The sequence below is a fragment of the Rugamonas sp. FW305-51 genome (assembly GCF_058786935.1).
The window spans coordinates 1-26866 of the sequence record NZ_JBYSZG010000025.1 but is presented as its reverse complement, the minus strand read 5'-3'; the positions used below and the strand labels follow the sequence as shown (position 1 = coordinate 26866).

Sequence of the window (26866 nt, the reverse complement as noted above, 5' to 3'; positions counted from 1 at the left end):
CACCGCCGTTCCGTACGGTAAAAGTTAACACTACGGGCAAATTTTCGATGCTATAGTTGACCGGAACCGAGGCTGGCGCCGGCGCGCGCCGGCATGCCGCCGCTTGAAAGGGAAGCCCTTGTCGCCCAACCGTCCAGCGCACCACCGCACACCGCACCGGCGCCACCTTCCGGGCTGGCTGATGGCCGGGTGCTTGCTGCTTGCAAGCTGGCAGCCGGCGGGCGCGGCGGAAAAAGTGGTGCTGCAGCTCAAGTGGCAGCACCAGTTCCAGTTCGCCGGCTACTACGCGGCCCAGGCCCAGGGTTATTACCGCGAGGCGGGCCTGGACGTGACGCTGCAGGAAGCCCGTCCCGGCGAAGACCCGGTGCAGAACGTGGTCGACGGCCGGGCCCAGTACGGCACCGGCGACAGCACCTTGCTGCTGGCCCGGGCCCAGGGCCAGCCGGTGGTGGTGCTGGCCGCCATCTTCCAGCATTCGGCGGCCGCCCTGCTGCTGCGGCGCGACGCCGACGGCAAGCGCTTGCCGTGGGCCGGCAGCCGCATCATGCTGGCGCCCGGCAGCGAGGAACTGACCGCCTTCCTGCGCCACGAGCGCGTGCCGCTCGAACGCATGGTGCGCCTGCCCTACAGCCGCAACGACGACAACCTGCTCGAAGGCCGGGTCGACATCCTGTCCGTCTACAGCACGGCCGCCCCCTATCTGCTCAGCCGCAGCAGCGTCAACTACGAACTGCTGTCGCCGCGCGCGGCCGGGATGGATTTTTACGGCGACAACCTGTACACGACGGAGACCGAGCTGCGCGAACACCCGCTGCGGGCCCAGGCCATGCGCGAAGCGACCCTGCGCGGCTGGCAGTACGCCATGGCGCACCGGGGCGAGATCGCCGACCTGATACGGGCCCGCTACCCCGAGCGCCACAGCCGCGAGCACCTGATGTACGAGGCGCAGCAGATCGCGCCCCTGCTGGAACAGGGCTTGATCGAACTGGGCTACAGCAATCCGGAACGGTGGCGCGCCATCGCCGCCCTGTTCACGGCCCAGGGCATGCTGCCGGCCGGCTTCGTGCCGGACGGCTTGCTGTACCGGCCGCCGGCGGCCGGCGGCACCCTCCACTACGCGGGCGCGGCCGGCGCCATCGTGCTGCTGGCGCTGGCGGCGGCCGCCCTGTGGCGCCTGCGCGCGCTCACGCGCGCCCTGCGCCAGGCCGAGGCCAGGCTGGGCGGCGCCCAGCGCCTGGCCAGCCTGGCGCTGGAAGGGTCGGGCGAAGGGACGTGGAACTGGCTGCCCCAGGAGGACAGTCTGGAACCGTCGGCCCGCTACTGCGAGCTGCTGGGCTATGGGCCCGGCGAATTCCATCCGGCGCCCGGCGCCTGGCTGGCCCACGTGCATCCGGACGACCAGGGCCGGGTGCGCGCCGAGATCGCCGCCTTCCTGGACGACGCCACACCACCGCACCAGCCCCAGCGCTTCATCAGCCAATGCCGCATGCGCTGCCGCGACGGCAGCTGGAAATGGGTGCAGGCCCGCGGCGCCGTGCTGGAACGGGACGGCGCCGGGCGCGCCGTGCGGGCCGCCGGCACCCTGGCCGACATCAGCGAACACATGGCGGCCGAGCAGGCCCGCGTGTGCGCCATCCTGGAGGCGACCCCGAACGCCATGCTGGTGGCCGACCGCGGCGGCCAGGTGCGCTACGCCAACCAGGCCTGCGCCCGCATCTTCGGCTACGACGGCAGCGCCATGCAGGGCCGCTCGATGGACCAGCTGGTGCCCGACGCCATGCGCAGCAACGGCCACATGCGCGAACTGCTCTCGCGGCCCCAGCTGCCGGGACGGGTGCTGACGGCCTGCCGCGCCGACGGCAGCCGCTTCCCCGCCATGCTGCACCTGTCGCCCATCGCCCTGTCCGGCCAGGACCTGTCGGTGGTGGCGCTGCGCGATATGACCAAGCGCCAGCGGGCCGAGGAAGCGCTCCATTCGAGCACGGAGCGCTACCGCCTGATCGTGCAGACGGCGGCCGAGGGCATCTGGATGTGCGACGCGCGCGACCGCACCAACTTCGTCAACCCCACCATGGCCCGCATGCTGGGCTACGACGTCGAGCACATGCTGGACCGGCCCATGACCGACTTCATGGACGCCCCCAGCGCCGAGCGGCTGCAGCAGCATCTGCGCCAGCGCGCCTCGGGCCAGCCGGAACAGGGCGACGTGTGCCTGTACCGGCGCGACCGCAGCATGCTGTGGTGCTTGCTCTCGACCACCGTCATCTACGCCGACGACGGCAGCTACGGCGGCACGCTGGCCATGCTGACCGACATCACGGCGCGCCGCGCGGCCGAAGCGGCCCTGCGCAGCTCGAGCCAGCGCCAGGCCTCCATCTTCAACGCCGTCACCAACGGCCTGGTGGTGCTGAACGGGGCCGGCCGCCTGGTCGACAGCAACGCGGCCGCCGCCCGCATGCTCGAGCACGGCGCGCCCGGCCTGTGGGATGCGCTGCGCGAGGACGGCACGGCCTACGACCCGGACAGCCATCCATTGCAGCGGGCCCTGGCCGGCGGCCAGCCCGTGCGGGACGCCGTGATGGGCTTGCACCTGCCCGGCGGCGCCGTGCGCTGGCTGTCCGTCAACGCCGAACCGATCGCCGACGAGCAGGGCCAGGTGTCGCTGGTGGTGGCCAGCCTGACCGACATCGGCGAGCGCAAGGCGGCCGAGGATGCGCTGCGCCGCAGCGAACAGCGGCTGCAGGAGATCATCCAGATGATGCCCACCGGCCTGTTCATCAAGCACCCGGACGGCCGCTTCCTGCTGATGAACCGGGCCTGCGAGCAGCAGCTGGGCTTCGCCTTCACCGACCTGCCCGACGGCGACGACAGCGTCATGCACAGTCCCGAGCAGCTGGCCACGTTCCGCCAGCGCGACCGCGAGGCGTTCGCGGCCGGGGTGCTGATCGACTACGAACAGACCATCTGGCACCGCCAGCTGGACCAGCAGCGCCACCTGCGGGTGCTGAAAAAACCCGTGTTCGACGAGCAGGGCCGGCCGGCCTACCTGATCTGCATGTCGCTCGACATCACCGACAGCAAACAGGCCGAGCAAGCCCTGCGCGAACTGAACGAACACCTGGAGGAACGGGTGGCCCAGCGCACCGAGCAGCTCGACCAGGCCAAGCGCCTGGCCGAGGAAGCGAGCCAGGCCAAGGGCCAGTTCCTGGCCAACATGAGCCACGAGATCCGCACCCCCATGAACGGCGTGATCGGCATGGCCTACCTGGCCCTGAAGACGGAGCTGGACCCGCGCCAGCGCGACTACCTGGAAAAGATCCGCTTCGCCGGCGAGCACCTGCTGGGCATCATCGACGACATCCTCGACATTTCCAAGATCGAGGCCGGCCGGCTCGACATCGAGCAGACCGACTTCGCGCTGGAACACGTGATCCAGACCCTGACCACGGTGCTGGCGCCCAAGGCCGCCAGCCGCGAGCTCACGCTCACCTTCGACCTCGACCCGGCCCTGCCGCCCGTGCTGCGGGGCGACCCGCTGCGGCTGGGCCAGATCCTCATCAACTACACCAGCAACGCCATCAAGTTCAGCGAACAGGGCGCGATCGACGTGGCGGTGCGCCAGCTGGCCGCCGACGCCCGCAGCTGCCTGCTGCGCTTCGAGGTTCGCGACCACGGCATCGGCCTGTCGGCGCAGGAAATGGACAAGCTGTTCCAGTCGTTCCAGCAGGCCGACGCCTCCACCACCCGGGCCTACGGCGGCACGGGCCTGGGGCTGGCCATCTGCAAGCAGCTGGCCCAGCTCATGGGCGGCGAAGTGGGGGTGGAAAGCGCGCCCGGCCAGGGCAGCACCTTCTGGTTCACGGCCCGGCTCGGCATCTCGGGCGCCACCGTGCCGGCCATCATCCACCAGGTGAGCGACGCGGCGGCCGAGCTGGTGGCGTCGGCCCGCACGGCCACCGTCATGCAGTCGCTCAAGGACGCCCGCATCCTGCTGGTGGAGGACAACAGCTTCAACCAGCAGATCGCGCTGGAAATGCTGGAGGACGCCGGCTCGTCCGTGTGCCTGGCCAACAACGGCGCCGAGGCGCTGGAACTGCTGCGCCAGGCCGCCTTCGACTGCGTGCTGATGGACGTGCAGATGCCGCTGATGGACGGGCTGGAGGCCACGCGCCGCATCCGCGCCGACCCGCGCCTGGCCGACACCCGGGTGCTGGCCATGACGGCCACCGCCACCAACGAGGACCGGGAACGCTGCATCGATGCCGGCATGGACGACTTCATCAGCAAGCCGATCCGGCCCGACCTGATGTACCAGACCATCGCCAGCTGGCTGCCGGAACGGGCCGCGCCGCTGCCGCCGTCGCCGCGCGGCGCGCCCGCCTTCCGCGCCACGCTGGGCGGCGACCCGGCCGTGATCGACCTGTCCATCCTGGCCCGGCTGCTCGGCTACGACCCGCACAAGGTGCGCAAGTTCGCCTTCAAGTTCCTGCACACCACCGAAGATGGCCTGCGCCAGATGGAGGCGGCGCTCGAGCGCGGCGAACTGCAGCCGGTGCGTGAGCTGGGGCACCGCATCAAGTCCTCGGCCCGCACCGTGGGCGCGCTGGGCATGGCCGAACAGTGCCTGCAGCTGGAACACCTGGCCGACGAGGCCACGGCGGCGGCCACGGCGCGCGCCGTGCTGGCCCGGCTGTGGCCCCTGCTGGACCAGGTGACGGAACAGATCATGACCCACACCACCTTCGCCGACGAGCGCTGACCGTGAACCTGCCCATGTCCCCCGCCCTGACCACCCCGCTGCGCGTACTGCTGCTGGACGACGACCGCTTCATGCTCGCACTGCTGGCCGAGATGGTGGCCGACCACGGCCCGCACGCCGTGCGCTGCGAGACGAGCAGCCTGCGGGCGCTGGAACTGCTGCGCCACGACGCGCCCGACCTGCTGATCTGCGACCTGGGCTTGCCGGAGCTGGACGGCATCGAACTGCTGCGCCTGATGGCCGAACAAGGCTATGACGGCAGCGTGGTGCTGCTGTCGGGACTGGACGTGGGCGTGCTGCAGGCGGCCGAACGGCTGGCCCAGGCCCACGGCCTGACCTTGCTGGCGGCCTGCACCAAGCCGCTGGCGCCGGAGCGGCTGGGCCAGCTGCTGGCCCAGGCGGCGGCCCGGCGCGCGGCGGCCGCGCCATGAGCGCCGTCCCCGGCTGCGTGCTGGTGGTGGACGACGACGCCTTCCAGCGTGCCATGCTGGCCGACATGCTCGACGAACTGGGCGTGACTATCGTGTTGCAAGCCGGCGACGGCGCGGCCGGGGCGGCGGCGCTGGACGGACCCGGCCCGCGGCCGGGGGTGGTGGTGGCCGACCTGTGCATGCCGGGCCAGGATGGCTTCCAGCTGCTCGAGGCGCTGGCCGCGCGCCGCTACGGGGGCGGCCTGATCCTGCTGTCGGGACAGCAGGAATCGGTGCTGCAGGCGGCCGGCGCCCTGGCCCGCTTCCACCAGTTGAACGTGCTGGGGGCGCTGGCCAAACCGTTGCGGCTGGAGGCGCTGCGCACGGCCCTGGCGCAGCTGGCTTGACGGGTCATTCAACTATTTCAGGCAATCCGCCCCCTTTCCTGAAAAATGGGTTATTATTTCAGCCATCCCCGCCTGCCGACCTTTCTTGCCACCCCTTCCGCAGATTGAATTCCAGCAGACCGCCTCCACTTGCCCTTGGTAGCCCGGCAACGTCGATGGCGCCGACAAGAATGGCTGAGCCCCAGGCGTAACCGATCCCACACTGACCCTCTGACTGAGGAAAACATGAGCGAAAATATCAAACACATCAGCGATGCCTCCTTCGACACCGACGTACTGAAATCGGACCGCCCCGTGCTGGTCGACTTCTGGGCCGAATGGTGCGGTCCCTGCAAGAGCATCGCCCCCATCCTGGAAGAAGTGGCCAGGGAATATGACGGCAAGATCCTGATCGCCAAGATGGATGTGGACGCCAACCAGGCCGTACCGGCCAAGTTCGGCATCCGCGGCATCCCGACCCTGATCCTGTTCAAGAACGGTGTGGCGGCGGCCCAGAAAGTGGGCGCCATGGCAAAAGGTCAACTGACCTCTTTCATCGACAGCAATATCTAAGTATCATGCAGCACACAGGCGGCGCTGCGCCCGCAGCGCCGCCGGATTGGCAGGGCGGCCCGTAGCGGCGTCCATGTGATTAACCCCACGCAATTCCCTCCCCTACCTTTACGTTCCCGTCACGGGACACTCAACACATATGCATCTATCTGAATTAAAGGCCCTACACGTCTCGGCGCTGCTGGAGATGGCAATCGGTCTTGATATCGACAACGCGGCCCGGCTGCGCAAACAGGAACTGATGTTTGCCATCCTGAAGAAGCGCGCCAAGTCCGGCGAACAGATCTTCGGCGACGGCGCCCTGGAAGTGCTGCCCGACGGCTTCGGCTTCCTGCGCTCGCCCGACGCCAGCTACATGGCCTCGACCGACGACATCTACATCTCGCCGTCGCAGATCCGCCGCTTCAACCTGCACACGGGCGATTCGATCGAAGGCGAAGTGCGCACGCCCAAGGATGGCGAACGCTATTTCGCGCTGGTCAAGGTAGACAAGGTGAACGGCGAATCGCCGGAAGCATCGAAGCACCGCATATTGTTCGAGAACCTGACGCCGCTGCACCCGAACGAGCCGCTGCGCCTGGAACGGGAAATGAATGGCCAGGAAAACATCACCGGCCGCATCGTCGACCTGATTTCGCCCATCGGCAAGGGCCAGCGCGGCCTGCTGGTGGCCTCGCCCAAGTCCGGTAAATCGGTCATGTTGCAGCACATCGCGCACGCCATCACGGCCAACCATCCGGACGTGACGCTGATCGTGCTGCTGATCGACGAGCGTCCCGAGGAAGTGACGGAGATGCAACGTTCCGTGCGCGGCGAAGTGGTGGCCTCCACCTTCGACGAGCCGGCCACGCGCCACGTGCAAGTGGCCGAGATGGTGCTGGAAAAAGCCAAGCGCCTGGTGGAAATGAAGAAGGACGTGGTGATCCTGCTGGACTCCATCACCCGTCTGGCGCGCGCCTACAACACCGTGATCCCCGCTTCGGGCAAGGTGCTGACCGGCGGTGTGGACGCCAACGCCCTGCAGCGTCCCAAGCGCTTCTTCGGCGCCGCCCGCAACATCGAGGAAGGCGGCTCGCTGACCATCATCGCCACCGCCCTGATCGAGACCGGTTCGCGCATGGATGACGTGATCTACGAGGAATTCAAGGGTACCGGCAACATGGAAGTACACCTGGAACGCCGCCTGGCGGAAAAGCGTGTCTATCCCGCCATCAACCTGAACAAGTCCGGCACCCGCCGCGAAGAACTGCTGATCAAGCCCGACCAGCTGCAAAAGATCTGGATCCTGCGCAAGCTGCTGTACTCGATGGACGAGATCGAAGCGATGGAATTCATCCTCGACAAGATGAAGGCGACCAAGACCAACGCCGAATTCTTCGACATGATGCGACGCGGCGGCTAACGCCGCATTGCGCCAAGGAGCTTGGCCCAGCAGGGCCAAGCCGTTCCGCAGGCGCGCAGCTACGCTGCACGAATTCCCTGCTCCACCGCGGCGGCTAACGCCGCATTGCGCCGGGAAAAGGCAAGAAAAAAAGGGGGGACGTAACACGGTTAACAACCGTGTTACGTCCCCCTTTATTTTTTCGGACCATAGTGACTGCGGAAAAAATGGGGACGTACCCCAATTTGCGCCGTATCAAATTGGGGTACGTCCCCATTTTTTCGCACGGCTTGCCCGCCCCTGGGAAGGGCTGTATAATCGTCGGTTGCATTAATTCAACCACTGGCAAGTGAGCGGCAATCGGGTCAAGAAGCTGGCCGACCGACGAAGTGCCGTTTGGCTACCTAACCATACCGAGGCTACAAATGAAGGCAGATATCCATCCAGAATACCGCGAAGTTGTGTTCCACGACCTGTCGTGCGACTTCAAGTTCGTCACCCGTTCGACCATCCAGACCCGCGAAACGATCAACCACGAAGGTAAAGACTACCCTCTGGTGAAGATCGAGGTGTCGGCTGAATCGCACCCGTTCTACACCGGCAAGCACAAGATCGTCGACACCGCTGGCCGCGTCGAGAAATTCCGTCAGAAGTTCGGTTCCGTCGGTTCCAAGACTTCCGTCGCAGCCGGTTAATTCCGCCGCGCAGACAAGAAAGGCAGCTACGGCTGCCTTTTTTTGTTTGTTGCCCTGTTTTCCTGCATACTCCCGTCTACCTTTTCTTGCGCCCCTATTGGCGCCCCTATTCGATGAAGCCTGTCCGCCTTCCCGCCGCCGCCACCCTCGCGTTGCCACGCTGGGCCCTGTTCGCGCTGGGCCTGCTCTACATCCTGCCCGGCCTGATCGGACGCGAACCGTGGAAGAACGACGACGCGGCCAGCTTCGGCGTGATGTGGACCATGGCCCAGGGCGGCTGGCAGGACTGGCTGTGGCCCAACATCGCCGGCCTGTCCCTGCCCGACGAGGGGCCGCTGGCGTTCTGGCTGGGCGCCGTGGGCATCAAGCTGTTCGGCTGGCTGCTCGGTGACGTGCTGGGCGCGCGCGTGGCCACGGTGGGCGTGTTCCTGCTGGGCGTAGCCTCGCTGTGGTACGCCACCTTCAACCTGGGCCGCCGGCCCGATGCCCAGCCGCTGCGGCTGGCCTTCGGCGGCCAGCCCGAACCGAAGGACTTCGGCCGCACCCTGGCCGACGCGGCCGTGCTGATCTACCTCGGTTGCCTGGGCTTGCTGCTGCACAGCCACGAGACCACTTCCGAGGCGCTGCAAGTGTCGCTGGTGGCCCTGCTGCTGTACCGCGCCGTGCGCTACATGGAGTTGCCGTCGCTGCGCAACGCGGCCATGACGGGCCTGGCGCTGGGCCTGCTGACGCTGACCCGGGGCTGGATGACACCCGCCTTCCTCACCCTGGCCCTGTTCCTGTGCACCCGCTTCCTGGAACTGCCGGCCGCGCGCAGCCTGCGCGACCTGCTGCTGGCCGTGGCCGTGGCCGCCGCCATCGCGGCCGTCTGGCTGCTGCCGGCCCAGCTGCTGCAACCGTATGGCCAGAGCCCGCTGCCGGGCTGGCTGGCGTGGAACGCGGGCCAGCTGGCCCTGCCCACCGTCCTGTCGCTGAAATTCTTTTACCGGGTCGGGCTGTGGTTCTTCTGGCCCGCCTGGCCGTTCGCCGGCTGGGCCGTCTATGCCTGGCGCCGCCAGCACCACGTGCTGCATATCGTCGTGCCCGTCACTTTCGTCACCATGGGCGCCCTGCTGGCCCTGTTCCACCCCAATCCCGAGCAAGGCCAGCTGCTGGTGTTGCTGCCGGCCCTGTCCATCATGGCCGCCTTCGGCCTGCTGACCATGAAACGGGGCGCCATCAACGCCATCGACTGGTTCTCCGTGATGGCGCTGACCTTGTGCGCGGCCATCATCTGGATCTTCTGGTTCGCCAAGCTGACGGGCTGGCCGGCCCAGGCCGCCAAGAACGCGCTCAAGCTGGTGCCCGGCTTCAAGCCGGAACTGGGCCTGGCCGCCTTCCTGGTGGCCGCCGCCGCCACGGCCGGCTGGATCGCCCTGGTGCACTGGCGCATCTCGCGCCAGCCGGCCGTGCTGTGGCGGGCCGTGGTGCTGTCGTCCGGCGGCCTGATCCTGATCTGGATCCTGCTGATGACGCTGTTCCTGCCGGACATGAACTACAGCAAGAGCTACGCCAGCGTGGCGCGCCAGATCGCCGACAAGCTGCCGCCCGGCGCGGACTGCATCGAAACCAATGTGGGCGCGGCCCAGCGCGCCTCGTTCGCCTACTATGGCCACTTGCCGTTCACGGGCGTGGCCGGCGGGCGCTGCCAGCTGTTGCTGCTGCAAGACAGCATCCACGTGCGCGACGACAAGGAAATCCTGCCCCAGCACCGGGGCCGGCAGTGGCAGTTGCTGTGGGAAGGCCGGCGTCCGGCCGACCGCGAGGAACGCTTCCGCCTGTACCGCCGGGCCGACTGACGCCCGCCGCCACCGTGCGCGCTTGACGCAAAGCAAGGTCTTGTCCGCGACAGCGGGCGGCCCTGCTGTTATGCTGGCAGCACAGGCCGGGCGCGCCCCGCCCGGCACACTGGCGAGCTACCCATGGTCACGCGCTTTCTCCGCCCGGCGGCGGGGCTGGCGGCCGCGCTGCTGATGCACGCCGGCCCGGCCCGCTGTGCCGACACCCTGACGCTGCTGACGGAACACGCGCCGCCGGCCAGCATGCTCGCGCACGGCCAGGTGACGGGACGGGAGACGGACAAGATCCGCGCCCTGATGGCCCGCACCGGCACCGCCTACCGGCTCGACCTGCTGCCCTGGAAGCGGGCTTACCACATGGCCCAGACCCAGGCGGCCACCTGCGTCTATTCCACCTCCCGCACGCCGGAGCGCGAAACCCTGTTCAAATGGGTGGGACCGACCGACCAGGCCGACTGGGTGTTCTATGGCCGGCTCGACCACACTTTCCCCCTGCGCACGCTGGACGATGCACGTCCGTTGCGCATCGGCACCTACAACGGCGACGCCCGCGACGCCTACCTGCGCAGCCGCGGTTTCCAGACCGAAGCGGTCAGCAACGACCTGGACAACCCGCAAAAGCTGCTGCTCAAGCGTATCGACCTGTGGGCCGTGGGCCGGCGGGCCGGCAGTCCCGGCCCCGACCGGCCGGCCTGGAACGGCGTCATCGGCCCCCTGCTGGTGTTCCACCAGGTCCAGGTCTATCTTGCCTGCAACCACAGCGTGCCGGACCAGCTGGTGGCGCGGCTCAACGGCGCGCTGGCCGAACTGCGGCGCGACGGCAGCTTCGTCCAGATCGAGCGGCAATATGCACACTGGCAACCGGCGCCATGACGGCCGGGGCGGATGCGGACCGCGCCGGGGCGCCGGCACGACCATGGGCGCAGGCGTCAGCGGCCGGCCACGTACACCCGTTGCGGGTCGAAGCGGGCATGGCCGGCGAACGGCAAGCGGTCCATATGGCTGACGGCGAGGCTGTCGCCTTCATCCCGGAACACGAACAGGGTGCCGTTCTCGGAGGAAAATACACCCGCCGCCAGGGGGAAGATTTCCACCCGCGCTTCGTTGCGCAGCTGGGTGAAATAACGGTGCCGGCGTTGTTCGAACGTCAGCACCAGCCCCGTTTCCAGCAGATACGGTTGGGCATAGGCGCTGAACTCCTGCGGCGCCAGTTTGTACGGCTCGGTGGCCGCGTAGTTCTTGCTGATCCTGACCTGGACGCTGTCGCCGGCCGCAGCCGGCTCCTGCGGGCCTGCGATGGCAGGGCCGGCCACTATCACGCCGGCCAGCACGGCTATCATCGTTATCCTGTTCATGGTATGCCTCCGACACAAACTTGCCCGCTAACGCAGGGCACACCGCGCTGGCGCGCGATGCATGCTTCATCGTAGCAGCTGGCCGCGCTTTTCCTAGCCAGAAATGGCGCCACGCAAGGCCGCGTGGTGCCGCCCGGCCCGCGCCACGGCCCGGCGCGCAAGATAAACGGGCGTCAGGGTTGCCCTGCTGTTGCAAATCAGTGATAATGCGTGTCGCGTTGCCTCGGTGGTGAAATTGGTAGACGCAGCGGACTCAAAATCCGCCGCCGCAAGGCGTGCCGGTTCGATTCCGGCCCGAGGCACCATGAACATGTATTACGCCGTAGCATCAAACATCAAAACCCGCATGCCTCAAGGCTTCGCGGGTTTTTTGTTGTCTGGCGTGATTTCGGCCGACATCACTCGATGCTGCCGAATGGCGCATTCCTGCCATAAGATGCCCATGCCGCAGCGCGGAACGCATGTCATGGGCACAGTGCATCGCCTGCCTGGTACCCCAAGGTGCCCGCCTTGGCAATCACCGTCGCCGTGGGCAGCGCCATGGTAAAGCCGGGGAATAAGGTCAATGGTGAATACGACACGGCGTTGCAATTACCGGCGTCGCCATCGGCTGCGCATATCCGTACCCGCACCAGGCGGATACAGTTATTGCCATTTGGATCTGTCGTACAGTTAAGCATATTGCGGGCTGGGCATGCAGGCAACAGGCTGGCGGACATGGGTGTCATGGTCAACGTGCCGTTGCCGTCACGCGCGATGGACAAGTAATCAATGCGGAGATGCGCATCGGTTACCGGCAATCCCAGCATCAGCGGCCCAGATGAGTTACGGAATATTGCGCTCCGGCGCACCTGGCTCATCGCGTTTTCATTGCTGAAGTCGGTGACCGTTGCAGCGCTGGCGGCGCGGCGCGTCACTTCCTGCAGCGTATTCCATAGATAGATGGCGCGCGCCACCTCCAGCACCCCAAACAGCAGGGTAAACAACACGAGCGAAACGAGGGCAAACTCCACCAGCATGGCGCCGGCCTGCGTGCCCGCCCGCGCGGCTATAGCTTGCCTATTTGCCCACATAGCGCATTGAGGCGTCGGCCGTCAGGACCAATCCGTCGCCAACCAGAAAGTCGGCCGTACTGCCAAATGTCGTGTCAAACATTTCGATCGATATCAGAACCCGGATCGTGGCCGGCGCGTTGAACCCTGGGCAAGGTCCCCCATCGCATGTCACGCCGACAACAGGGGCGTAAGTGCCTGGGTTAAGGCCCGCAATTTCTTCGTTGACAATAGCGGCCGCCAGCGCCGCTTCGTTTTGCGCCTGGCCGGGCGTTCTCATTTCAACGAGCGGCACTGTCGACAAATACACGGCCGCATCATGCGCTGCGCGCTGGGCCACCTCATAGTGGTAGAACACCCGTCCCAGGAACAACATAGGCGCCAACAGAAGAATCAGGATGGGCAGTGTCAGCGCCGCTTCGACGGCGGCCACGCCGCGCTGGCGGCGCGCGGCAAAATGTTGTAATTGGCGTTTCATTGGTACAGCACCACAGGTCCGGCGAGCGACTGTTCCGGCACGATCCCGGCAAACTCGGCGAAAAGATTGGTGGCCGTGGCAGGCACCGTCATGAAGAATTTCCCAATAGCAAGCACGGTCGCGCTGGTCGTCGCACCGGCTGCAACGGGACAGGCCAGTAACGGGATGTTCAACACGCGGCGGTTGCGCACGCCTGGTCTGCGCGCAATCGCGGGGGCCTGGAAGTTGGCGCCCGCACCGGCCATGTATGGCGTGGGTTGTGGGTAGGCAACGGCGGTGGGCGCACCTGCATACAAGGTCGTCCATGCGCCGGTGGCAAAGGTGGTGTAGCCGCCGTACGGCTCCGGTAGCGCCTGGGGAAACGGGACCGCCTTGGCATACGACCAGAGCGGACCATACATGGCGGCCGAATTGGCGCCCGACCCCGACGGGGGCAGATCAGCCTTGGTCCACAGTTTGTTCGCGTCTTGCTGCCTGTCCGATGCCTGGCCATTCCGTGCCGTCCCCATCCACGGGACGGCCGCGTTGTAGACATAGGATTTGATGTTGAAGTCCGGTGGCGCCGCATTGGGACTGCACAGGCCGCCCGGATACTGGTCGAAGCGGGAATTGAATTGCTGGAAGAGCTGGGCTAACGGAAATGGACTCTGTACCGTAATGGTCCCGCCCATCAAGCGTCCGATTTGCATACTGCCCGTACAGATAAAGGGGCCCACGACGGCCGTGGCCAAATTGGCGGCAGACCCGATTGTTCCAGCCGGATCAACGGGGTCGACCAGAAAATTCGCCGGCGTACTGGCGTTGGGATTGAGCTGCATCAGGTCATAGGGGACGCCACGCCGGAAACCATATTCGACCAGCTCCACGTTCCCCCCATTGTTGCGCGAAGCCTGCGCCGTGGGCGACATGGCGCAAATGGCCAGCGGTGTCGCCATGATGGTCGGCCGGCCCGCAATGGCACGGCCGCTGACGCTGGAACTGGCAAGCTCGGCCGACAGCACTTTCATGAACGCGGCGTGCACTGTGCCCGTCGCAGCAGTCAACGCGCTGGTATCGGCCTTGACATACAGCAGCCCATCCGGCGCGGCCTGGGCCGTTCCCGCGTCCACCCATGCAGCGTCCGGTGCGGCTGGGTCGCTGCTGAACCGGAGCGCGGCATCGGTCCAGTTTAGCGGCTGGGTGTTGTACTGGTAGTGCAAGCGTCCCGCCGCCACGGCTGCCTGCGTCACGGCATTGGCCACGCCGGCGGAGGTGCCGGCCAGTTCGCCAGCGGCGGCGGCGGCGGCGGCATCGGCGATCCCTTGCAACTCCATCCTGCGGTTGTACAGTTGCGCCAGATCCAGGGCAAAGCCCATGAAGCCCAGCATCACTGCCAATAGCAACATAAACATGATCGCCACCGCCCCCGCCTGGCGCTGGGCGGTGCTGTCATAGCGCGCTCTGGTGCAACCGTTCATGACGTCTCCTTCCCGCTGAGCGACTGCCTGCGCCTCCGTTCTTGCAGACGAAGGCTGGCAACCGATTTTATCGGCGGCAAGAATGTGGCCAATTGATGAGAGTCAACAGAGTAGAGCGCGCTGCCGGCCCGGGCCGCCCGTATTCGGGCAGAAAAGTACTGACTGGCTCAGCGTTTTCCGCATTGCCACGCCCCGTGCGCCCCCGTACCGCCGGCAGCGCTGTAACGGCCGGGCTTACCTGGCCGCCCCTGGCGGAACGGACGCCGTCACTGCCGCGTCGGGCCGGGCTGGCCCTGGCGCTCGGCCCGCTCGATGGTGTCCAGTGTGGCCTGCGCTTCGGCCCGCCATGGGCCGCCCAGCGCCAGCGCGCGCCCGGCGGCCTGGCGCGCGCCCGCGTAATCGCCCTGCTCGCTCAGCACCACGGCCAGGTTGTTGTAGGCCGGCGCACTGTCCGGATGGGCCACCGTGGCGCGCCGGAAGGCGTCGGCCGCGCCCGCCCGGTCGCCGGCCCCATAGGCCGTGTTGCCCAGGCCCAGCAGCAAGCCCAGGTCGCCGGGCCAGCGCCGCGCGGCGGCCGCATAGCTTTGCCGCACGGCGTCCGGCTTGCCGCCCTGCTCCCACGCCACCAGGGCGTCCAGCACGGTTTCCCTGGCGCTGGTGGCCGGCAACTGGCCCGGCGCCAGCGCCACCATGCCCCAGTAGCCGCTGCGGGCCCACGTGTGCTCGAAGGTGGACATGGCCATGACCATGTGCTGCGTCGTGCCCGAATGGAGCACGATATCGCCCTGGGCCAGGTCGTAGCCGATCACGACGGCGTAATGCCAGCGGGGAAAGATGGGCAAGCTCAGGTTTTGCAGCACCAGCACCGGGTGGCCGGCCTGCAGTTCGGCCAGCAATGCTTCCAGGCGCGGCGCGATGGTGACGCCCAGCGCGCCGTTGCGGCGGGCGGCGGCCAGCATCTCCACTTGCAGGCTGCCTTCCCGTTCGGCCAGGTAGACTTGCGGCACCAGCGCGTCGGGCGCGACGGCGATGCCGGCCGCGCCCAGCGCCATGGCCAGCGCGGCCGGGCCGCACTGGTAGCGTTCCTGGGCAAAGAACGGCGTCGCGGCCAGCTCCAGCCGCGACGCGGCACCGGGCGGCGGCGCCGCCCGCAGCGCCCGCGTCTGCGTGGCGCAACCGCCCAGCAGCAGGGCCGCCAGCAACAGGGCCGGCATCAGGCGGGCGCGGCCCGCCCCTGCTGCTGCCATCAGCGGTGCGCCGAACGGGTGAATGGGAAGACCTTGGTCAAGCCCAGGATGTCGGTCACCAGCAACAGCACGAAGATGAACACGAGGGCGCCCAGGATACCGTCGCCGCCAGCCGGCAGGCTGTCGATCTGGTGCGCCACGGAGGCCACTTCGGTATCGCTCAGGGCGGCGATGCGGGCCTGGGCGTCGGCCGGCTCGATGTGGTAACGCTGCAACTCGGCCTGCACGTCGGCGCGATTGAGGGCGGCGGCCAGGCTGGCGCGCGCCTGGTCGGCGTTGGCGGCAGCCACCACTTGCTGGGTGCTCACCAGCGCAGCTTGCGCCGGCTGGGCGATACCCACGCTGACAAAAGCGATCAACGCGGCATGGACACACAACTGCTTGAATGGATGGGGCATGGTGTTCTCCTTATTGTGGCAAAGGTTCTAGCGTAGCGGGAAGTAAATTTCCGTGACGCACGAATGGTCTTGCGGGAGCACATTATCGATCCAGCGATCCAGCGGCGCTGTGCTGGCCATGCCATTGTACGAAGGAGCCCGGCCGATGTCGATTGGCACGGCTGGCCAGGGGCCGCGGCGGCACCACCACAGGGGATGACATGCAGATGGATACTGACGCAATCTTGCCACAACGCCCAGGTTGCAGTTGACGATATAAAATCGGCAATTTATTATCAACAATTCATCAGTCGCCGATTCTCCTTTCGTCCCTCCCCCTCTTTCGATACGGAGTCACCATGTCCATCCTGAAACAACTTGCCCTGTCCACCCTGCTGCTGACGGCCGCCGCGGCCCAGGCCGTCACCCCGACCGGCGTGACCGGCGATTTCGGCGGCCACCACTACATCGAGCTCAATACCAGCAACTGGACTGACGCCGAAGCGGCGGCCGTAGCCATGGGGGCCCATCTGGTGGCCGTCAACAGCCAGGCGGAAAATGACTTCCTGATCAGCACCTTTGGCAGCAACCATGCGCTGTGGATCGGCTTCCAGCGCACCGGCCCCAATCCCGCCGACTTCGCCTGGACCAACGGTGACGCCGTCACTTACACCAACTGGGCCGGCGGCGAGCCGAACAACCTGGGCGGCGAATACTATGCCCACACTTACACCAACGGGCAATGGAATGACCTGGCCGACAACAGCGGCTATGCGGGCGCCAAGTTCGGTGTGGTGGAAGCCGTGCCTGAGCCGGGTACCTATGCCATGCTGGTCGCCGGCCTGGCCCTGCTGGGCTGGACGGGCCGCCGCCAGCAACGCCAGGGCTGAGCCGCATCCGGGGCGCCGGCGCGCCGGTCAGTGGTGAACTCTCGCCGCCCGCGCCGTCGTTGCGTCGCATGAAACCGTCGATAACTGGTCAGACCGGTGTTACGGACCGGAAACGGGGGCAGAGAGTCCAGCGCCATGGTAGCGCCCGCCCGGCGCCCGTGTTTGCGCCAAATCAAATTCCGGTCAGAAAACTCAGAGGCTGAGCGTTTTTCGGGCGTGACCGAGCAGCGCGCCAGAACGTGACCGATCAAGGCGCAAAGCACAGCCATAGCTCGGGCTATGGCGAGCATTTGCAACGCCGAGCGGGCACTTTCTGGCGTGATGAGCGGGCATGAACGAAAGACTCTCAGCCTCAGGGTTTGCGCGCGGCCAGCACGTCGCGGTACAGGGCCGCGTAGTTGGCCGCCATCTGTTCGGCCGTAAACAATTCCCAGTAGCGGGCAGTGGCGCGCCGGCCCATGGCGGCCGCCAGTTCCGGCTGCTCCCACAGGGTGCGCATGGCGGCCCCGAAGGCGGCCGGATCGTTGGGCGGCACCACCAGTCCCGTGTCCTGGTCGATGTTGATGTAGGTGGTGCCGGTGCCGATCTCGCTCGAGATCATGGGCTTGCCGTACATGGCCCCTTCCAGCAGCGAGATGCCGAACGCCTCCGAGCGCAGGTGGGAGGGGAACACCATCGCGTAACACAGCTCGAGCAGCGCCACCTTGTCCTCCTCTTCCAGCGCGCCCACGAACAGCACGTGGTGCAGGCCCAGGCGGTCGGCATGGGCCTTCAGTTCCTGCTCGATGGGGCCGGCGCCCACGATCACCACCGGATAGTCGATGCTGGCCATGGCGTCGAGCAGGATGTGCAAGCCCTTGTAGTAGCGCAGCACGCCGACGAACAGGAAGAAGCGCTCGCCGCACAGGGCGCGCCACTTGTCGCGCGTGGCCTGTGCCGGCCGCGGATAGATGGCCTGGTCCAGGCCATAGGTGATGGTGCGCGTCTTGTGCTGGTAGCGGCTCAGCACGGGCGACGACGCCAGGTAGTTGGGCGAAGTGGCCACGATGGCGTCCACGCTGGCCAGGAAGCGCTGCTTGAGCGGCGTGTAGAGCCGCAGCAGCTGCTTCTGGCGCACGATGTCCGAGTGGTAGGTCACCACGCTGGGCTTGTCGATCCGGGCCAGGAAGTGGGCCAGGTCCATGAACGGCCACGGGAAGTGGTAATGGATCACGTCGGCCTGGCGCGCCAGCCGCGCCAGCTTGCCGATGGCGGCCAGCGAAAAGCCGGTGGAAGCGATCTCGAAATCGAGCGGCACCCGGTGCACCAGGTGGCCCTCGAACGTCAGTTCGGCCGGCTCGGGCTGGCGCGTCAGGGTCAGCACCTCGTTCTGCACGCCCAGCCGGCCGGTGCCCGCGCACAGCTGGCGGATCACCTGTTCGATGCCGCCCCAGCTGTCGGGGTAATAGGTCTTGTAAAAATGGAGCACGCGCATGGGCAAGGGGACGCTAGTAGGTCACTGGGTAAGGATGGATTGGTAGACGGCCACCGTGCGGCGCGCCGTCTCGGCCCAGGTCAGTTGCAGTGCGCGGCGCTGGCCGGCGGCGATGCAGCGCGCCCGCAACGCCTCGTCGCGCAGGATGGAGAGCATGGCCGCCGTCCACTCCGGCACCGACAGCGGATCGGCCTCCAGCGCGGCGCCCTGGCACGCTTCGGGCAGCGAGGTGGCGTTCGACGCCACCACGGGCACGCCGCTGGCGAACGCCTCCAGCACCGGCAGGCCAAAGCCTTCGTACAGCGAGGGGAACAGGAAGGCGCCGCAGCCCGCATACAGCTGGCGCAACTCGCCCTGGTCCGTCACGGCCGACAGCCAGCACACGTTTTCGCCCTGCTGGCGGGCGGCCGCGATGCGCCGCACCAGCTCCTCGCTGCGCCAGCCGGGCGCGCCGACGATGACCAGCTGGCGCGCCGCCCGCACCACGGGCGGCAACGCCAGGTAGGCTTGCAGCAGCCGCTCGATATTCTTGCGCGGCTGCAGCGTGCCCACGGTCAGGAAGTAACCGGGCCGCAGGCCGTGCCGCTCCAGCGTGGCGGCCACCGCGGCTGCATCGGGCGCCTCGAACCAGGACGGCGCTACCCCGTGATACACCACGCTGATGCGGCGCTCGTCCACGCCAAAGCACTCGACCAGCTCGCGCACCGAATATTGGGAACCGGTGATCACATGGTCGGCCTTGCGGGCGGCCTTGGCCTGCAGCCAGTTCTTCAGCCGGCGCAGGCGCGGGCTGCACCATTCGGGATGGGAAATCGGCAGCGCGTCGTGCAGCGTGGCCACCACCGGACAATCCATGCGCACGATGCGGTAGTCGGTGGCGTGGAACAGGTCCAGCGGCTGGCCATCCTGGCCCAGGTCGCGCACGGCCAGCCGGGCGCTGGACGGCAGGATCAGGTCGCCGATGGTGGCCAGCGCGAACGACAGCGGCAGCGGCCGGCCCACACGCAGGCACTCGGGCGCACCGGGCGGCGCGAACGACAGCGGCTGCACGGTGCAGCCGGCCCCCGGCAGGTTGGCCAGCAGGGCCTGGGTGTAGACGCCGATGCCATCCAGGCGGCCGCCCGTCAGCTCGGGCTCCAGCGTGGTCGTGGACAGGCCGATGCGCAACGCGCTCACGCCTGGTACATCCAGCGCAGCGTGTCGGCCAGCGGCGGCGGCGCCAGCGCGCCCACCACGGCGGCCAGGCGGCCATTGTCGCCCGTCAGCCGTTCCACTTCGTTGGCCCGCACGAAGGCCGGGTTGACGTGGACGTTGATGCGGTAGCCGGCGATGTCGGCCATCATGTCGAGCACCTCGCCCAGCGAATGGGCGCCCCCGGAGCAGATGTTGAAGGTCTGGCCGGCCGGGGCGGCCGCCAGCAGGGCGCGGTAGCTGGCCGCCACCATGCGCACGTCCGAGAAGTCGCGCCACACGTGCAGGTTGCCCAGCTCGATGTCGGTGGCGCGGCGGCGGAAGTGGCCGACGATCTTGGGCAGCAGGAAGTTCTCGTGCTGGCCCACGCCCGTGTAGTTGAACGGCCGCGTCACGATCAGGGGCAGCTTGTCCTGCCACAGGCGGGCCATGTATTCCATCGCCAGCTTGCTGACGGCATAGTCGTTGGCCGGCGCGGCCGGCACGTCCTCGCCGATCACGGGCACGCTGGTGTTGCCATAGATGTTGGCGCTCGAGGCCAGCAGCACGGCCGACGGCTGGTGCGGCTGGGCGGCCAGCGCTTCGAGCAGGTGGCGGGTGCCGACCACGTTGACGCGGTAGAACTGCTCGACGTCGGCATGGCCGACGAAGGCGATGCCGGCCAGGTGGGCCACCACATCGGGCTGCACCTGCTGCACCATGGCCGCCACGGCGGCGCGGTCAGTCAGGTCGAGCGCAAACAGATGTGATGCGAAACCGGGCGCGACCGGATGGCCGGGCGTGGTGGTGCCGAACACTTCATAGCCGGCCGCGCGCAACTCCTGCTCCAGGTAGCGGCCCGTGAAGCCGGCCAGGCCGGTGACCAGGGCGCGCTTGCCGGCGCCCTCCTGCGTGGGCGCCATCAGGGCCAGCGGTGCGGCTGCCATGGCGTGCGCCTAGAACGAGAAACCGGCCGCGTTGCGGCGCAGGTCGGCCTCGACCATCATCTGGCACAGCTGTTCGAGCGTGGTCTGCGGCTTCCAGCCCAGTTCCGTCAGGGCCTTGGCCGGGTCGCCGATCAGCAGCTCCACTTCGGCCGGACGGTAGAACTTGGGGCTGACCCGCACCAGCACCTTGCCGGTGCGGTTGCAATGGCCCGTCTCATGGTCGGCCGTGCCCTGCCATTCGATGGCCACGTCGATCGCCTTGAAGGCCATGGTGACGAAATCGCGCACGGTCTCGGTGCGGTTGGTGGCCAGCACATAGGTGTCGGGCTGCTCGGCCTGCAGGATGCGCCACATGCCTTCCACGTATTCCTTGGCGTAGCCCCAGTCGCGCTTGGCGTCCAGGTTGCCCAGTTCCAGCACGTCGAGCTTGCCCAGCTTGATCTTGGCCACGGCATCGGTGATCTTGCGGGTGACGAACTCGCGTCCGCGCAGCGGCGACTCGTGGTTGAACAGGATGCCCGAGCAGCCGAAGATGCCGTACGACTCGCGGTAGTTGACCGTCATCCAGTGCGCATACAGCTTGGCCACGCCATACGGGCTGCGCGGATAGAACGGGGTGTCTTCCTTCTGCGGGATAGCCTGCACCTTGCCGAACATTTCCGAGGTCGATGCCTGGTAAAAGCGGATCTTGGGATTGACGATGCGGATCGCCTCGAGCAGGTTGACGGGACCGATGCCGGTGATTTCGGCCGTCGTCACCGGTTGTTCGAACGACACGCCGACGAAGCTTTGCGCCGCCAGGTTGTACACCTCGTCCGGCGCCGCGTTCTGCAGCAGGCGGATGCTGGAACCGAGGTCGGTCAGGTCATACTCCACCAGCTTGAGACGGGGATGCGACTGGATGCCCAGTTCCTCGATACGCCAGAAATTGACCGAGCTGGTACGGCGGTAGGTGCCAATCACTTCATAACCTTTTTCCAGCAGCAGTTCTGCCAGATAGGCGCCGTCCTGGCCGGTAATGCCCGTGATGAGCGCTTTCTTCGTGTTTTGCATGATATTCGGATCCGATGCTGGGAATGGCGGGAGGACGGCCTGCGCCCTCGAACAACCCGGTATTGTAACAGAGCGTCACCGCCGCACTTCCTGCTCCATATGGCAATTACAACAGTTACATCTTGTTACAGGGCAATATTTTCGATCATTAAAGCATTGTTTGATTTGCATCAATAGTCGCCGCGCGCGCGGACGGCCGGCGCAAAAAAGGCTGGCGCCCTCGCGGGCCGCCAGCCTGGCGCCGGTACGGGGACCGGATCAGCTCTTGCGTTCCGCCACCGCGTCCACCACGCACAGGGCCGTCATGTTGACGATGCGGCGCACCGTGGCCGACGGCGTGAGGATGTGCACCGGACGGGCGCAGCCGAGCAGGATGGGGCCGACGGCGATGCCGTTGCCGGCCGCCGTCTTGACCAGGTTGTAGGCGATGTTGGCCGCGTCGATGTTGGGCATGACGAGCAGGTTGGCGTCATGGGCCAGGTTGGAGCCGGGCATGATCTTGCCGCGCAACTTGGAGTCGAGCGCCGTGTCGCCGTGCATCTCGCCGTCCACTTCCAGCTCCGGCGCCTGTTCCTTGATGATGGCCAGCGCGGCCCGCATCTTCTGCGCCGACTCGCTGTTGGACGAGCCGAAGTTCGAGTGCGACAGCAGGGCCGCCCGCGGCGACAGGCCGAAGCGCACCATCTCCTCGGCCGCCATGATGGTGATCTCGGCCAGCTGCGCGGCGGTGGGGTTCTCGTTGACGTGGGTGTCGACCATCACCAGCTGGCGCTCGGGCAGGATCAGCACGTTCATGGCCGCGTACACCTTGGCGCCGGCCCGCTTGCCCAGCACCTGGTCGATATACTTCAGGTGCAGGTCGGTGGTGCCGAAGGTGCCGCAGATCATGCCGTCGGCGTCGCCCTTGGCGATCATCATGGCGCCGATCAGGGTGTGGCGGCGGCGCATTTCCAGCTTGGCGTATTCCTGGGTCACGCCCTTGCGCGCCGTCAGCTCGTAGTAGGCCTTCCAGTAGTCGCGGTAGCGCGCGTCGAAATCGGGGTTGATGACGTCGAAATGCACGCCCTGCTTGAGGCGCAGGCCGAACTTCTGGATGCGCGTCTCCAGCACGGCCGGACGGCCCACCAGGATGGGGCGCGCCAGGCGCTCGTCGACCACCACCTGCACCGCGCGCAGGATGCGCTCTTCCTCGCCCTCGGCATAGACGATGCGCTTGAGGTCGGCGTGCGTGTTCTTGGCCACCTGGAACAGCGGCTTCATGAAGGTGCCGCTGCGGTAGACGAACTGCTGCAGGCTGTCGGCGTAGGCTTGCAAGTCCTTGATGGGACGGGTGGCCACGCCGGACTGCTCGGCCGCCTTGGCCACGGCCGGCGCGATCTGGATCAGCAGGCGCGGGTCGAACGGCATCGGGATCAGGTACTCGGGGCCGAACGACAGGTTGCTGATGCCGTAGGTGGTGGCCACGATGTCGCTCTGCTCGGCGTGGGCCAGCTCGGCGATGGCGTGCACCACGGCGATCTCCATCTCGCGCGTGATGGTGGTGGCGCCGCAATCGAGGGCGCCGCGGAAGATGTAGGGGAAGCACAACACATTGTTGACCTGGTTCGGGTAGTCCGAACGGCCGGTGCAGATCACGGCGTCGTCGCGCACGGCCTTGACGTCCTCGGGCAGGATCTCCGGGCTCGGGTTGGCCAGGGCCAGGATCAGGGGGTTGGGCGCCATCTGGCGCACCATGTCCTGTTTCAGCACGCCGCCGGCCGACACGCCGAGGAAGATGTCGGCGCCGGGGATCACTTCGGCCAGGGTGCGGGCCGGGGTGTCGCGCGCGAAGCGCTCCTTGTCCGGGTCCATCAGTTCCGTGCGGCCCTTGTAGACCACGCCGGCCAGGTCGGTGACGAAGATGTTCTCGAGCGGGAAGCCGAGGTCGACGATCAGGTCCAGGCAGGCCAGCGCGGCCGCGCCGGCGCCCGACACCACCAGCTTGCATTCCTTGATGTCCTTGCCCACCACTTTGATGCCGTTGAGGATGGCCGCGCCGACGATGATGGCCGTGCCATGCTGGTCATCGTGGAACACGGGGATCTTCATGCGGTCGCGCAGCTGGCGCTCGATGTAGAAGCACTCGGGCGCCTTGATGTCTTCCAGGTTGACGCCGCCGAAGGTGGGCTCGAGCGAGGCGATGATGTCGCACAGCTTGTCGGGGTCCGATTCGTTGATCTCGATGTCGAACACGTCGATGCCGGCGAACTTCTTGAACAGCACGCCCTTGCCTTCCATCACAGGCTTGGCGGCCAGGGGGCCGATGTTGCCCAGGCCCAGCACGGCCGTGCCGTTGGTGATGACGGCCACCAGGTTGCCGCGCGCCGTGTACTTGTAGGCATTGGCCGGATCGATGACGATCTCCTCGCAGGGCGCCGCCACCCCGGGCGAATAGGCCAGCGCCAGGTCGCGCTGGTTGGTCAGTTGCTTGGTGGGGGTGACGCTGATTTTGCCGGGGCGCGGTATCTCGTGATACTCGAGTGCGGCAAGGCGCAGTTGTTGGCGAAGTTCCTCTTTTTGATCAGATGACGAATCCATGCTGTGCAGCCTTCCTGTTTGTTCGGTCGGAAAGCTTACGATTTTATCAGACGGATTCTTTCAATTAAGTAGGTATTTTTACCAAGTGCTATAACTGTTTTGTATGGAAATACCCTACAGCAATCAAAAATTGCATATCAATAAGTCAAAAATACAACAAACATTGCCGCCCAACCATTGCCTTTAAATTAAGTTTTTTGGCGATCAAGATGAACTACAGACATCAAGCCGCGGCGCTCCACCATGAACTTCACGATTGTGGCCTCGAATGGCACGCATATCATGCTACACGCCAACACCAGCGCGCCTCGGTATTTTTCTGGCGCCGCTTGGCGGGACTCCAGCCGGCGGACATCGCGGCGTCATTAACTAGGGAATTTCCCCCTTGCCCCGCGACTGCTTGGGTACTTATATGAAGCGAGCATCGACCATCTGGCAGCCTCGCGAGATAACGCCATGTTTGGCAAGCTGGCGGTTGACCGCGTCGAAAATGCTTGCGCTGCCGCCGACCTGAATCAGGCGCTCCTTGAACGTCCAGATCATGGTCCGGCCCGGAATCTGGCTGCTCGCGCGCAATCCGACGAAGCGCTGGAAACTCAGACGGTCAAGCAACTGAGATTCCATCTGCGCATCGGAAAAGTTGAGCAATTGCTGAATCAGTAGCGACCGTACCATTAGTTCGGTCGAGAAAGGCGGACGACCGCCGCGTTCACGGCTTGGCCATGGCGCATGCATGATCGGTCCAGGAAGGCCTGAGTCGAAAAGTTCAGCGGCTGCTCCAGCAGCCGTAGTGCGTCGCCAAGCTTATTCAGCTTCGCTTCGCGTTCTTGGTCGGCAAACGCCCTTGGAAGAAAGTCGAAATTATCATAACGACATCACGCCATCTTTGGAGAGAATTTCAAGGTGTCCGATATTTGCTCCCGGCCAGATATGCGACAACTTACTTAACATATTTAAAGCTTATGAAATATATAACATTGTACCAAAGTAAAAATATATATTTTGATAATTATGTTGACTTATCTTCCCATTAAACTTATTGTCTAACAAATACATATAGACTTTTGCATAAGCACACAACCATCGCAACCATATGTAATTGGTTATCCGTGCTTTGTTTATTTGTCACTACTATGATACCGATTTAAACTAAAACCTTTAGAGGGATAAGTGAAAAGAATACTTTACCTATGTTTAACAATACTGTGCTTAAATTTTAATGCAGCTAAAGCGACCGATACTTTAATTCAAGGAAGCATTCTAAAAAATAACGGCAGCATTACATCCATCGACGGAAAATACACGCTAATTATGCAGACCGATGGCAGCTTTCTTGTCTATCGGTCCGATGGAGTTGTTATCTACCGAATGGCAAAGCATGGGACGCACGCAGTACTGGAGGCAGATGGGCGCTTAACTGAATATAATGGATCCCAGGTTATTTGGAGAAGCAATAATCCTCCTAGGACCTGCACACCCGTTTACCAATGCCATTTAATTAAGATGTTGCCGGATGGTTCTTTAATGGTGTATTGGCACAATCAACTTGGGGATCAATGGATGTCTGAATGGTACACTTCCGCCGACCCTGATTATGCAACTATCCAAGCGGGCGTTAGATATCCGCCGACCCCGGTGAGACCCCCAGGACCTGTTCCTCAATTTACCCCGCCAATATCATATCCTGCTACACAGGGCGCGTGCAATATCGTGACAGATAGAAACTGTCCAAACGATGGCCCTCAGCTTTAACTATCTTTCGAATTAGGTTTGGTGATATTATGAAAATCAAGGATATAATTAAAATATTTTTTTTTGCGTCTATAGCAGTTTACAGCCAAGCCCATGCATTAGGTTCAGTAAGCAGGGCCTGCAGATTTGACCAGATTCCAATTGACCTACAACGCGCAGCTTCACTGTTTTTTTACGCAATAGGTGCAGATACCGATGTTTTGGTTCTTCCGCTAAGAGATGCAGATACGCAGAGCCAGTACTGGATTCTTGAATCGTTGACGACTGACTATGGAAATGTACGTTACTATTTGTTTTCCGCTCGCATAGTTTATGAGTGGGTTGAATTGCAGGCGGGACAAAATGGTAGTGGCGAAATTGTGGGGTACAAGTTCAGGGACAGATTGGATAGTGCCTGGACACAACAACAAATTTCTGCTGCAATGAGGGCGTCTCCAGAATTTGCACCTTTCTATCTAAATCGACAACTTCTTTATAGTGCGCGCGCCGGAAGTCCAAAAATTGTCGAAAGGCTCGGGGCTGATGCGGTTAGACACTTCTTGGTCAAAGGCAGGCATCGAGCAGTGGACGCGCAAAGCGGAGCTTTGGTCAATGTAAGCGATTCGCAAGCAAATACGTGCAACCTTTCCGATCTTGGTATCGGAACTAGTTTAATGGATCGATAATATGAAAATAGTTTTTTTGTTTCTTGCTTTTATATCAGGCACGTGTCTTGCACAGGATTTACCTAAGGTCTTATTGGAGTTGGGCGAAAAAGGCGAGGGAATCATTACAGATGCCGAGTTATCGAAAACTCAAAAAGATTTTTTTGAAAAAAACCTAATCAAGGACCGGGATGGGGTGATCCTTTTGAAATCTGATTCGGAATATCAGAAATTAATTGAAACTTTTAAAAAACATCCAGACATAAAGCGTGAGTTGCCCAGCGATTTTATTTCTGCAGCTGAAAAATTAAAATTGTCAGGATATTCTTTTTTTGGCATATTGTATGAAGA

23 protein-coding genes and 1 tRNA gene are annotated in these 26866 nt (G+C 64.7%); 12 read left to right on the top strand and 12 right to left on the bottom strand.

Going from position 1 to position 26866, the window contains the following annotated elements; translation table 11 throughout:
- Nucleotides 1-181 precede the first annotated feature (181 nt).
- The 8 genes from AC3WOS_RS17400 (at nt 182) to AC3WOS_RS17365 (ending at nt 10915) form a co-directional block, all read left to right on the top strand.
- On the top strand, nt 182-4759 hold the full coding sequence (locus AC3WOS_RS17400) for a PAS domain S-box protein (protein ID WP_492717282.1): 4578 nt from the start codon (nt 182-184) through the stop codon (nt 4757-4759).
- 2 nt (nt 4760-4761) lie between these two features.
- A complete protein-coding gene (locus tag AC3WOS_RS17395) occupies nt 4762-5190 on the top strand; it encodes a response regulator (RefSeq protein WP_492717281.1) in 429 nt (142 codons plus the stop codon).
- The gene (locus tag AC3WOS_RS17390; RefSeq protein WP_492717280.1) at nt 5187-5576 is read left to right on the top strand and encodes a response regulator; all 390 of its coding nucleotides are present in this window, start codon (nt 5187-5189) and stop codon (nt 5574-5576) included. The genes AC3WOS_RS17395 and AC3WOS_RS17390 overlap by 4 nt, the downstream gene beginning before the upstream one ends.
- 225 nt (nt 5577-5801) lie before the next feature.
- Nucleotides 5802-6128 carry a thioredoxin TrxA gene (gene trxA, locus AC3WOS_RS17385; protein WP_492717279.1) on the top strand — a complete coding sequence of 109 codons (327 nt, stop codon included), beginning with the start codon at nt 5802-5804 and terminating at the stop codon, nt 6126-6128.
- 139 nt (nt 6129-6267) lie between these two features.
- A complete protein-coding gene (gene rho / locus AC3WOS_RS17380) occupies nt 6268-7530 on the top strand; it encodes a transcription termination factor Rho (RefSeq protein WP_182154088.1) in 1263 nt (420 codons plus the stop codon).
- Nucleotides 7531-7934: 404 nt separating this feature from the next.
- Nucleotides 7935-8204, top strand: coding sequence for a type B 50S ribosomal protein L31 (locus AC3WOS_RS17375; RefSeq protein WP_492717278.1), 270 nt, complete (start codon nt 7935-7937; stop codon nt 8202-8204).
- A 113-nt stretch (nt 8205-8317) separates the two neighbouring features.
- Complete coding sequence (locus AC3WOS_RS17370) at nt 8318-10042, top strand: ArnT family glycosyltransferase (RefSeq protein WP_492717277.1); 1725 nt, start codon at nt 8318-8320, stop codon at nt 10040-10042.
- Between the two features lie 123 nt (nt 10043-10165).
- The gene (locus AC3WOS_RS17365) at nt 10166-10915 is read left to right on the top strand and encodes a substrate-binding periplasmic protein (RefSeq protein ID WP_492717276.1); all 750 of its coding nucleotides are present in this window, start codon (nt 10166-10168) and stop codon (nt 10913-10915) included.
- Nucleotides 10916-10971: 56 nt separating this feature from the next.
- On the opposite strand, the gene AC3WOS_RS17360 is transcribed toward AC3WOS_RS17365, so the two are convergent.
- Nucleotides 10972-11397 (bottom strand): hypothetical protein, encoded by a 426-nt coding sequence (locus tag AC3WOS_RS17360; RefSeq protein WP_492717275.1) that lies wholly within the window; start codon nt 11395-11397, stop codon nt 10972-10974.
- 220 nt (nt 11398-11617) lie between these two features.
- On the opposite strand from AC3WOS_RS17360, the gene AC3WOS_RS17355 reads away from it, so the two are divergent.
- Nucleotides 11618-11702: transfer RNA gene (locus AC3WOS_RS17355), tRNA-Leu, on the top strand.
- Between the two features lie 159 nt (nt 11703-11861).
- Here AC3WOS_RS17355 and AC3WOS_RS17350 read toward each other — a convergent pair.
- The 5 genes from AC3WOS_RS17350 to AC3WOS_RS17330 all read right to left on the bottom strand — a co-directional run bounded on the left by AC3WOS_RS17350 (nt 11862) and on the right by AC3WOS_RS17330 (nt 16029).
- Nucleotides 11862-12416, bottom strand: coding sequence for a TadE/TadG family type IV pilus assembly protein (locus AC3WOS_RS17350; protein ID WP_492717274.1), 555 nt, complete (start codon nt 12414-12416; stop codon nt 11862-11864).
- Nucleotides 12417-12456: 40 nt separating this feature from the next.
- Nucleotides 12457-12927 carry a TadE/TadG family type IV pilus assembly protein gene (locus AC3WOS_RS17345; protein WP_492717273.1) on the bottom strand — a complete coding sequence of 157 codons (471 nt, stop codon included), beginning with the start codon at nt 12925-12927 and terminating at the stop codon, nt 12457-12459.
- A complete protein-coding gene (locus AC3WOS_RS17340) occupies nt 12924-14384 on the bottom strand; it encodes a pilus assembly protein TadG-related protein (protein WP_492717272.1) in 1461 nt (486 codons plus the stop codon). Before AC3WOS_RS17340 ends, AC3WOS_RS17345 begins: the two co-directional genes overlap by 4 nt.
- 266 nt (nt 14385-14650) lie before the next feature.
- Nucleotides 14651-15631: a PA2778 family cysteine peptidase gene (locus tag AC3WOS_RS17335; protein ID WP_492717271.1), complete on the bottom strand. Its 981-nt coding sequence runs from the start codon at nt 15629-15631 to the stop codon at nt 14651-14653.
- On the bottom strand, nt 15631-16029 hold the full coding sequence (locus tag AC3WOS_RS17330; RefSeq protein ID WP_492717270.1) for a PA2779 family protein: 399 nt from the start codon (nt 16027-16029) through the stop codon (nt 15631-15633). The genes AC3WOS_RS17335 and AC3WOS_RS17330 overlap by 1 nt, the downstream gene beginning before the upstream one ends.
- 338 nt (nt 16030-16367) lie before the next feature.
- Between AC3WOS_RS17330 and AC3WOS_RS17325 the strand changes: the two genes are divergently transcribed.
- Nucleotides 16368-16898: a lectin-like protein gene (locus AC3WOS_RS17325; protein ID WP_492717269.1), complete on the top strand. Its 531-nt coding sequence runs from the start codon at nt 16368-16370 to the stop codon at nt 16896-16898.
- A 352-nt stretch (nt 16899-17250) separates the two neighbouring features.
- Here AC3WOS_RS17325 and AC3WOS_RS17320 read toward each other — a convergent pair whose 3' ends face one another.
- From AC3WOS_RS17320 to AC3WOS_RS17295, 6 genes are all read right to left on the bottom strand, one after another.
- Nucleotides 17251-18372 carry a glycosyltransferase family 4 protein gene (locus tag AC3WOS_RS17320; protein ID WP_492717268.1) on the bottom strand — a complete coding sequence of 374 codons (1122 nt, stop codon included), beginning with the start codon at nt 18370-18372 and terminating at the stop codon, nt 17251-17253.
- A gap of 21 nt (nt 18373-18393) precedes the next feature.
- Nucleotides 18394-19548 (bottom strand): glycosyltransferase family 4 protein, encoded by a 1155-nt coding sequence (locus tag AC3WOS_RS17315; protein ID WP_492717267.1) that lies wholly within the window; start codon nt 19546-19548, stop codon nt 18394-18396.
- Entirely contained in the window at nt 19545-20489 is a 945-nt protein-coding gene (locus AC3WOS_RS17310; RefSeq protein WP_492717266.1) for an NAD-dependent epimerase/dehydratase family protein, read from the bottom strand. Before AC3WOS_RS17310 ends, AC3WOS_RS17315 begins: the two co-directional genes overlap by 4 nt.
- Nucleotides 20490-20498: 9 nt before the next feature.
- Nucleotides 20499-21542 (bottom strand): GDP-mannose 4,6-dehydratase, encoded by a 1044-nt coding sequence (gene gmd / locus AC3WOS_RS17305; RefSeq protein WP_492717265.1) that lies wholly within the window; start codon nt 21540-21542, stop codon nt 20499-20501.
- A 258-nt stretch (nt 21543-21800) separates the two neighbouring features.
- Nucleotides 21801-24119: an NADP-dependent malic enzyme gene (locus AC3WOS_RS17300; protein ID WP_492717264.1), complete on the bottom strand. Its 2319-nt coding sequence runs from the start codon at nt 24117-24119 to the stop codon at nt 21801-21803.
- A 408-nt stretch (nt 24120-24527) separates the two neighbouring features.
- On the bottom strand, nt 24528-24854 hold the full coding sequence (locus tag AC3WOS_RS17295; protein ID WP_492717263.1) for a transposase: 327 nt from the start codon (nt 24852-24854) through the stop codon (nt 24528-24530).
- A gap of 1046 nt (nt 24855-25900) precedes the next feature.
- Here AC3WOS_RS17295 and AC3WOS_RS17290 point away from each other — a divergent pair.
- Both AC3WOS_RS17290 and AC3WOS_RS17285 read left to right on the top strand, forming a co-directional pair.
- Nucleotides 25901-26536: a hypothetical protein gene (locus AC3WOS_RS17290; RefSeq protein ID WP_492717262.1), complete on the top strand. Its 636-nt coding sequence runs from the start codon at nt 25901-25903 to the stop codon at nt 26534-26536.
- 1 nt (nt 26537) lies between these two features.
- Nucleotides 26538-26866, top strand: a 329-nt coding sequence (locus tag AC3WOS_RS17285) for a hypothetical protein (protein WP_492717261.1), incomplete at its 3' end; no start/stop codon positions are given.

Bases quoted from the DNA above. Each gene is read 5' to 3' on its own strand.
- AC3WOS_RS17400 (WP_492717282.1), top strand. From the start codon at position 182: ATGGCCGGGTGCTTGCTGCTTGCAAGCTGGCAGCCGGCGGGCGCGGCG.
- AC3WOS_RS17390 (WP_492717280.1), top strand. From the start codon at position 5,187: ATGAGCGCCGTCCCCGGCTGCGTGCTGGTGGTGGACGACGACGCCTTC.
- trxA (WP_492717279.1), top strand. From the start codon at position 5,802: ATGAGCGAAAATATCAAACACATCAGCGATGCCTCCTTCGACACCGAC.
- rho (WP_182154088.1), top strand. From the start codon at position 6,268: ATGCATCTATCTGAATTAAAGGCCCTACACGTCTCGGCGCTGCTGGAG.
- AC3WOS_RS17375 (WP_492717278.1), top strand. From the start codon at position 7,935: ATGAAGGCAGATATCCATCCAGAATACCGCGAAGTTGTGTTCCACGAC.
- AC3WOS_RS17370 (WP_492717277.1), top strand. From the start codon at position 8,318: ATGAAGCCTGTCCGCCTTCCCGCCGCCGCCACCCTCGCGTTGCCACGC.
- AC3WOS_RS17365 (WP_492717276.1), top strand. From the start codon at position 10,166: ATGGTCACGCGCTTTCTCCGCCCGGCGGCGGGGCTGGCGGCCGCGCTG.
- AC3WOS_RS17360 (WP_492717275.1), bottom strand. From the start codon at position 11,397: ATGAACAGGATAACGATGATAGCCGTGCTGGCCGGCGTGATAGTGGCC.
- AC3WOS_RS17350 (WP_492717274.1), bottom strand. From the start codon at position 12,416: ATGCTGGTGGAGTTTGCCCTCGTTTCGCTCGTGTTGTTTACCCTGCTG.
- AC3WOS_RS17345 (WP_492717273.1), bottom strand. From the start codon at position 12,927: ATGAAACGCCAATTACAACATTTTGCCGCGCGCCGCCAGCGCGGCGTG.
- AC3WOS_RS17340 (WP_492717272.1), bottom strand. From the start codon at position 14,384: ATGAACGGTTGCACCAGAGCGCGCTATGACAGCACCGCCCAGCGCCAG.
- AC3WOS_RS17335 (WP_492717271.1), bottom strand. From the start codon at position 15,631: ATGGCAGCAGCAGGGGCGGGCCGCGCCCGCCTGATGCCGGCCCTGTTG.
- AC3WOS_RS17330 (WP_492717270.1), bottom strand. From the start codon at position 16,029: ATGCCCCATCCATTCAAGCAGTTGTGTGTCCATGCCGCGTTGATCGCT.
- AC3WOS_RS17325 (WP_492717269.1), top strand. From the start codon at position 16,368: ATGTCCATCCTGAAACAACTTGCCCTGTCCACCCTGCTGCTGACGGCC.
- AC3WOS_RS17320 (WP_492717268.1), bottom strand. From the start codon at position 18,372: ATGCGCGTGCTCCATTTTTACAAGACCTATTACCCCGACAGCTGGGGC.
- AC3WOS_RS17310 (WP_492717266.1), bottom strand. From the start codon at position 20,489: ATGGCAGCCGCACCGCTGGCCCTGATGGCGCCCACGCAGGAGGGCGCC.
- gmd (WP_492717265.1), bottom strand. From the start codon at position 21,542: ATGCAAAACACGAAGAAAGCGCTCATCACGGGCATTACCGGCCAGGAC.
- AC3WOS_RS17300 (WP_492717264.1), bottom strand. From the start codon at position 24,119: ATGGATTCGTCATCTGATCAAAAAGAGGAACTTCGCCAACAACTGCGC.
- AC3WOS_RS17295 (WP_492717263.1), bottom strand. From the start codon at position 24,854: ATGCATGCGCCATGGCCAAGCCGTGAACGCGGCGGTCGTCCGCCTTTC.
- AC3WOS_RS17290 (WP_492717262.1), top strand. From the start codon at position 25,901: ATGAAAATCAAGGATATAATTAAAATATTTTTTTTTGCGTCTATAGCA.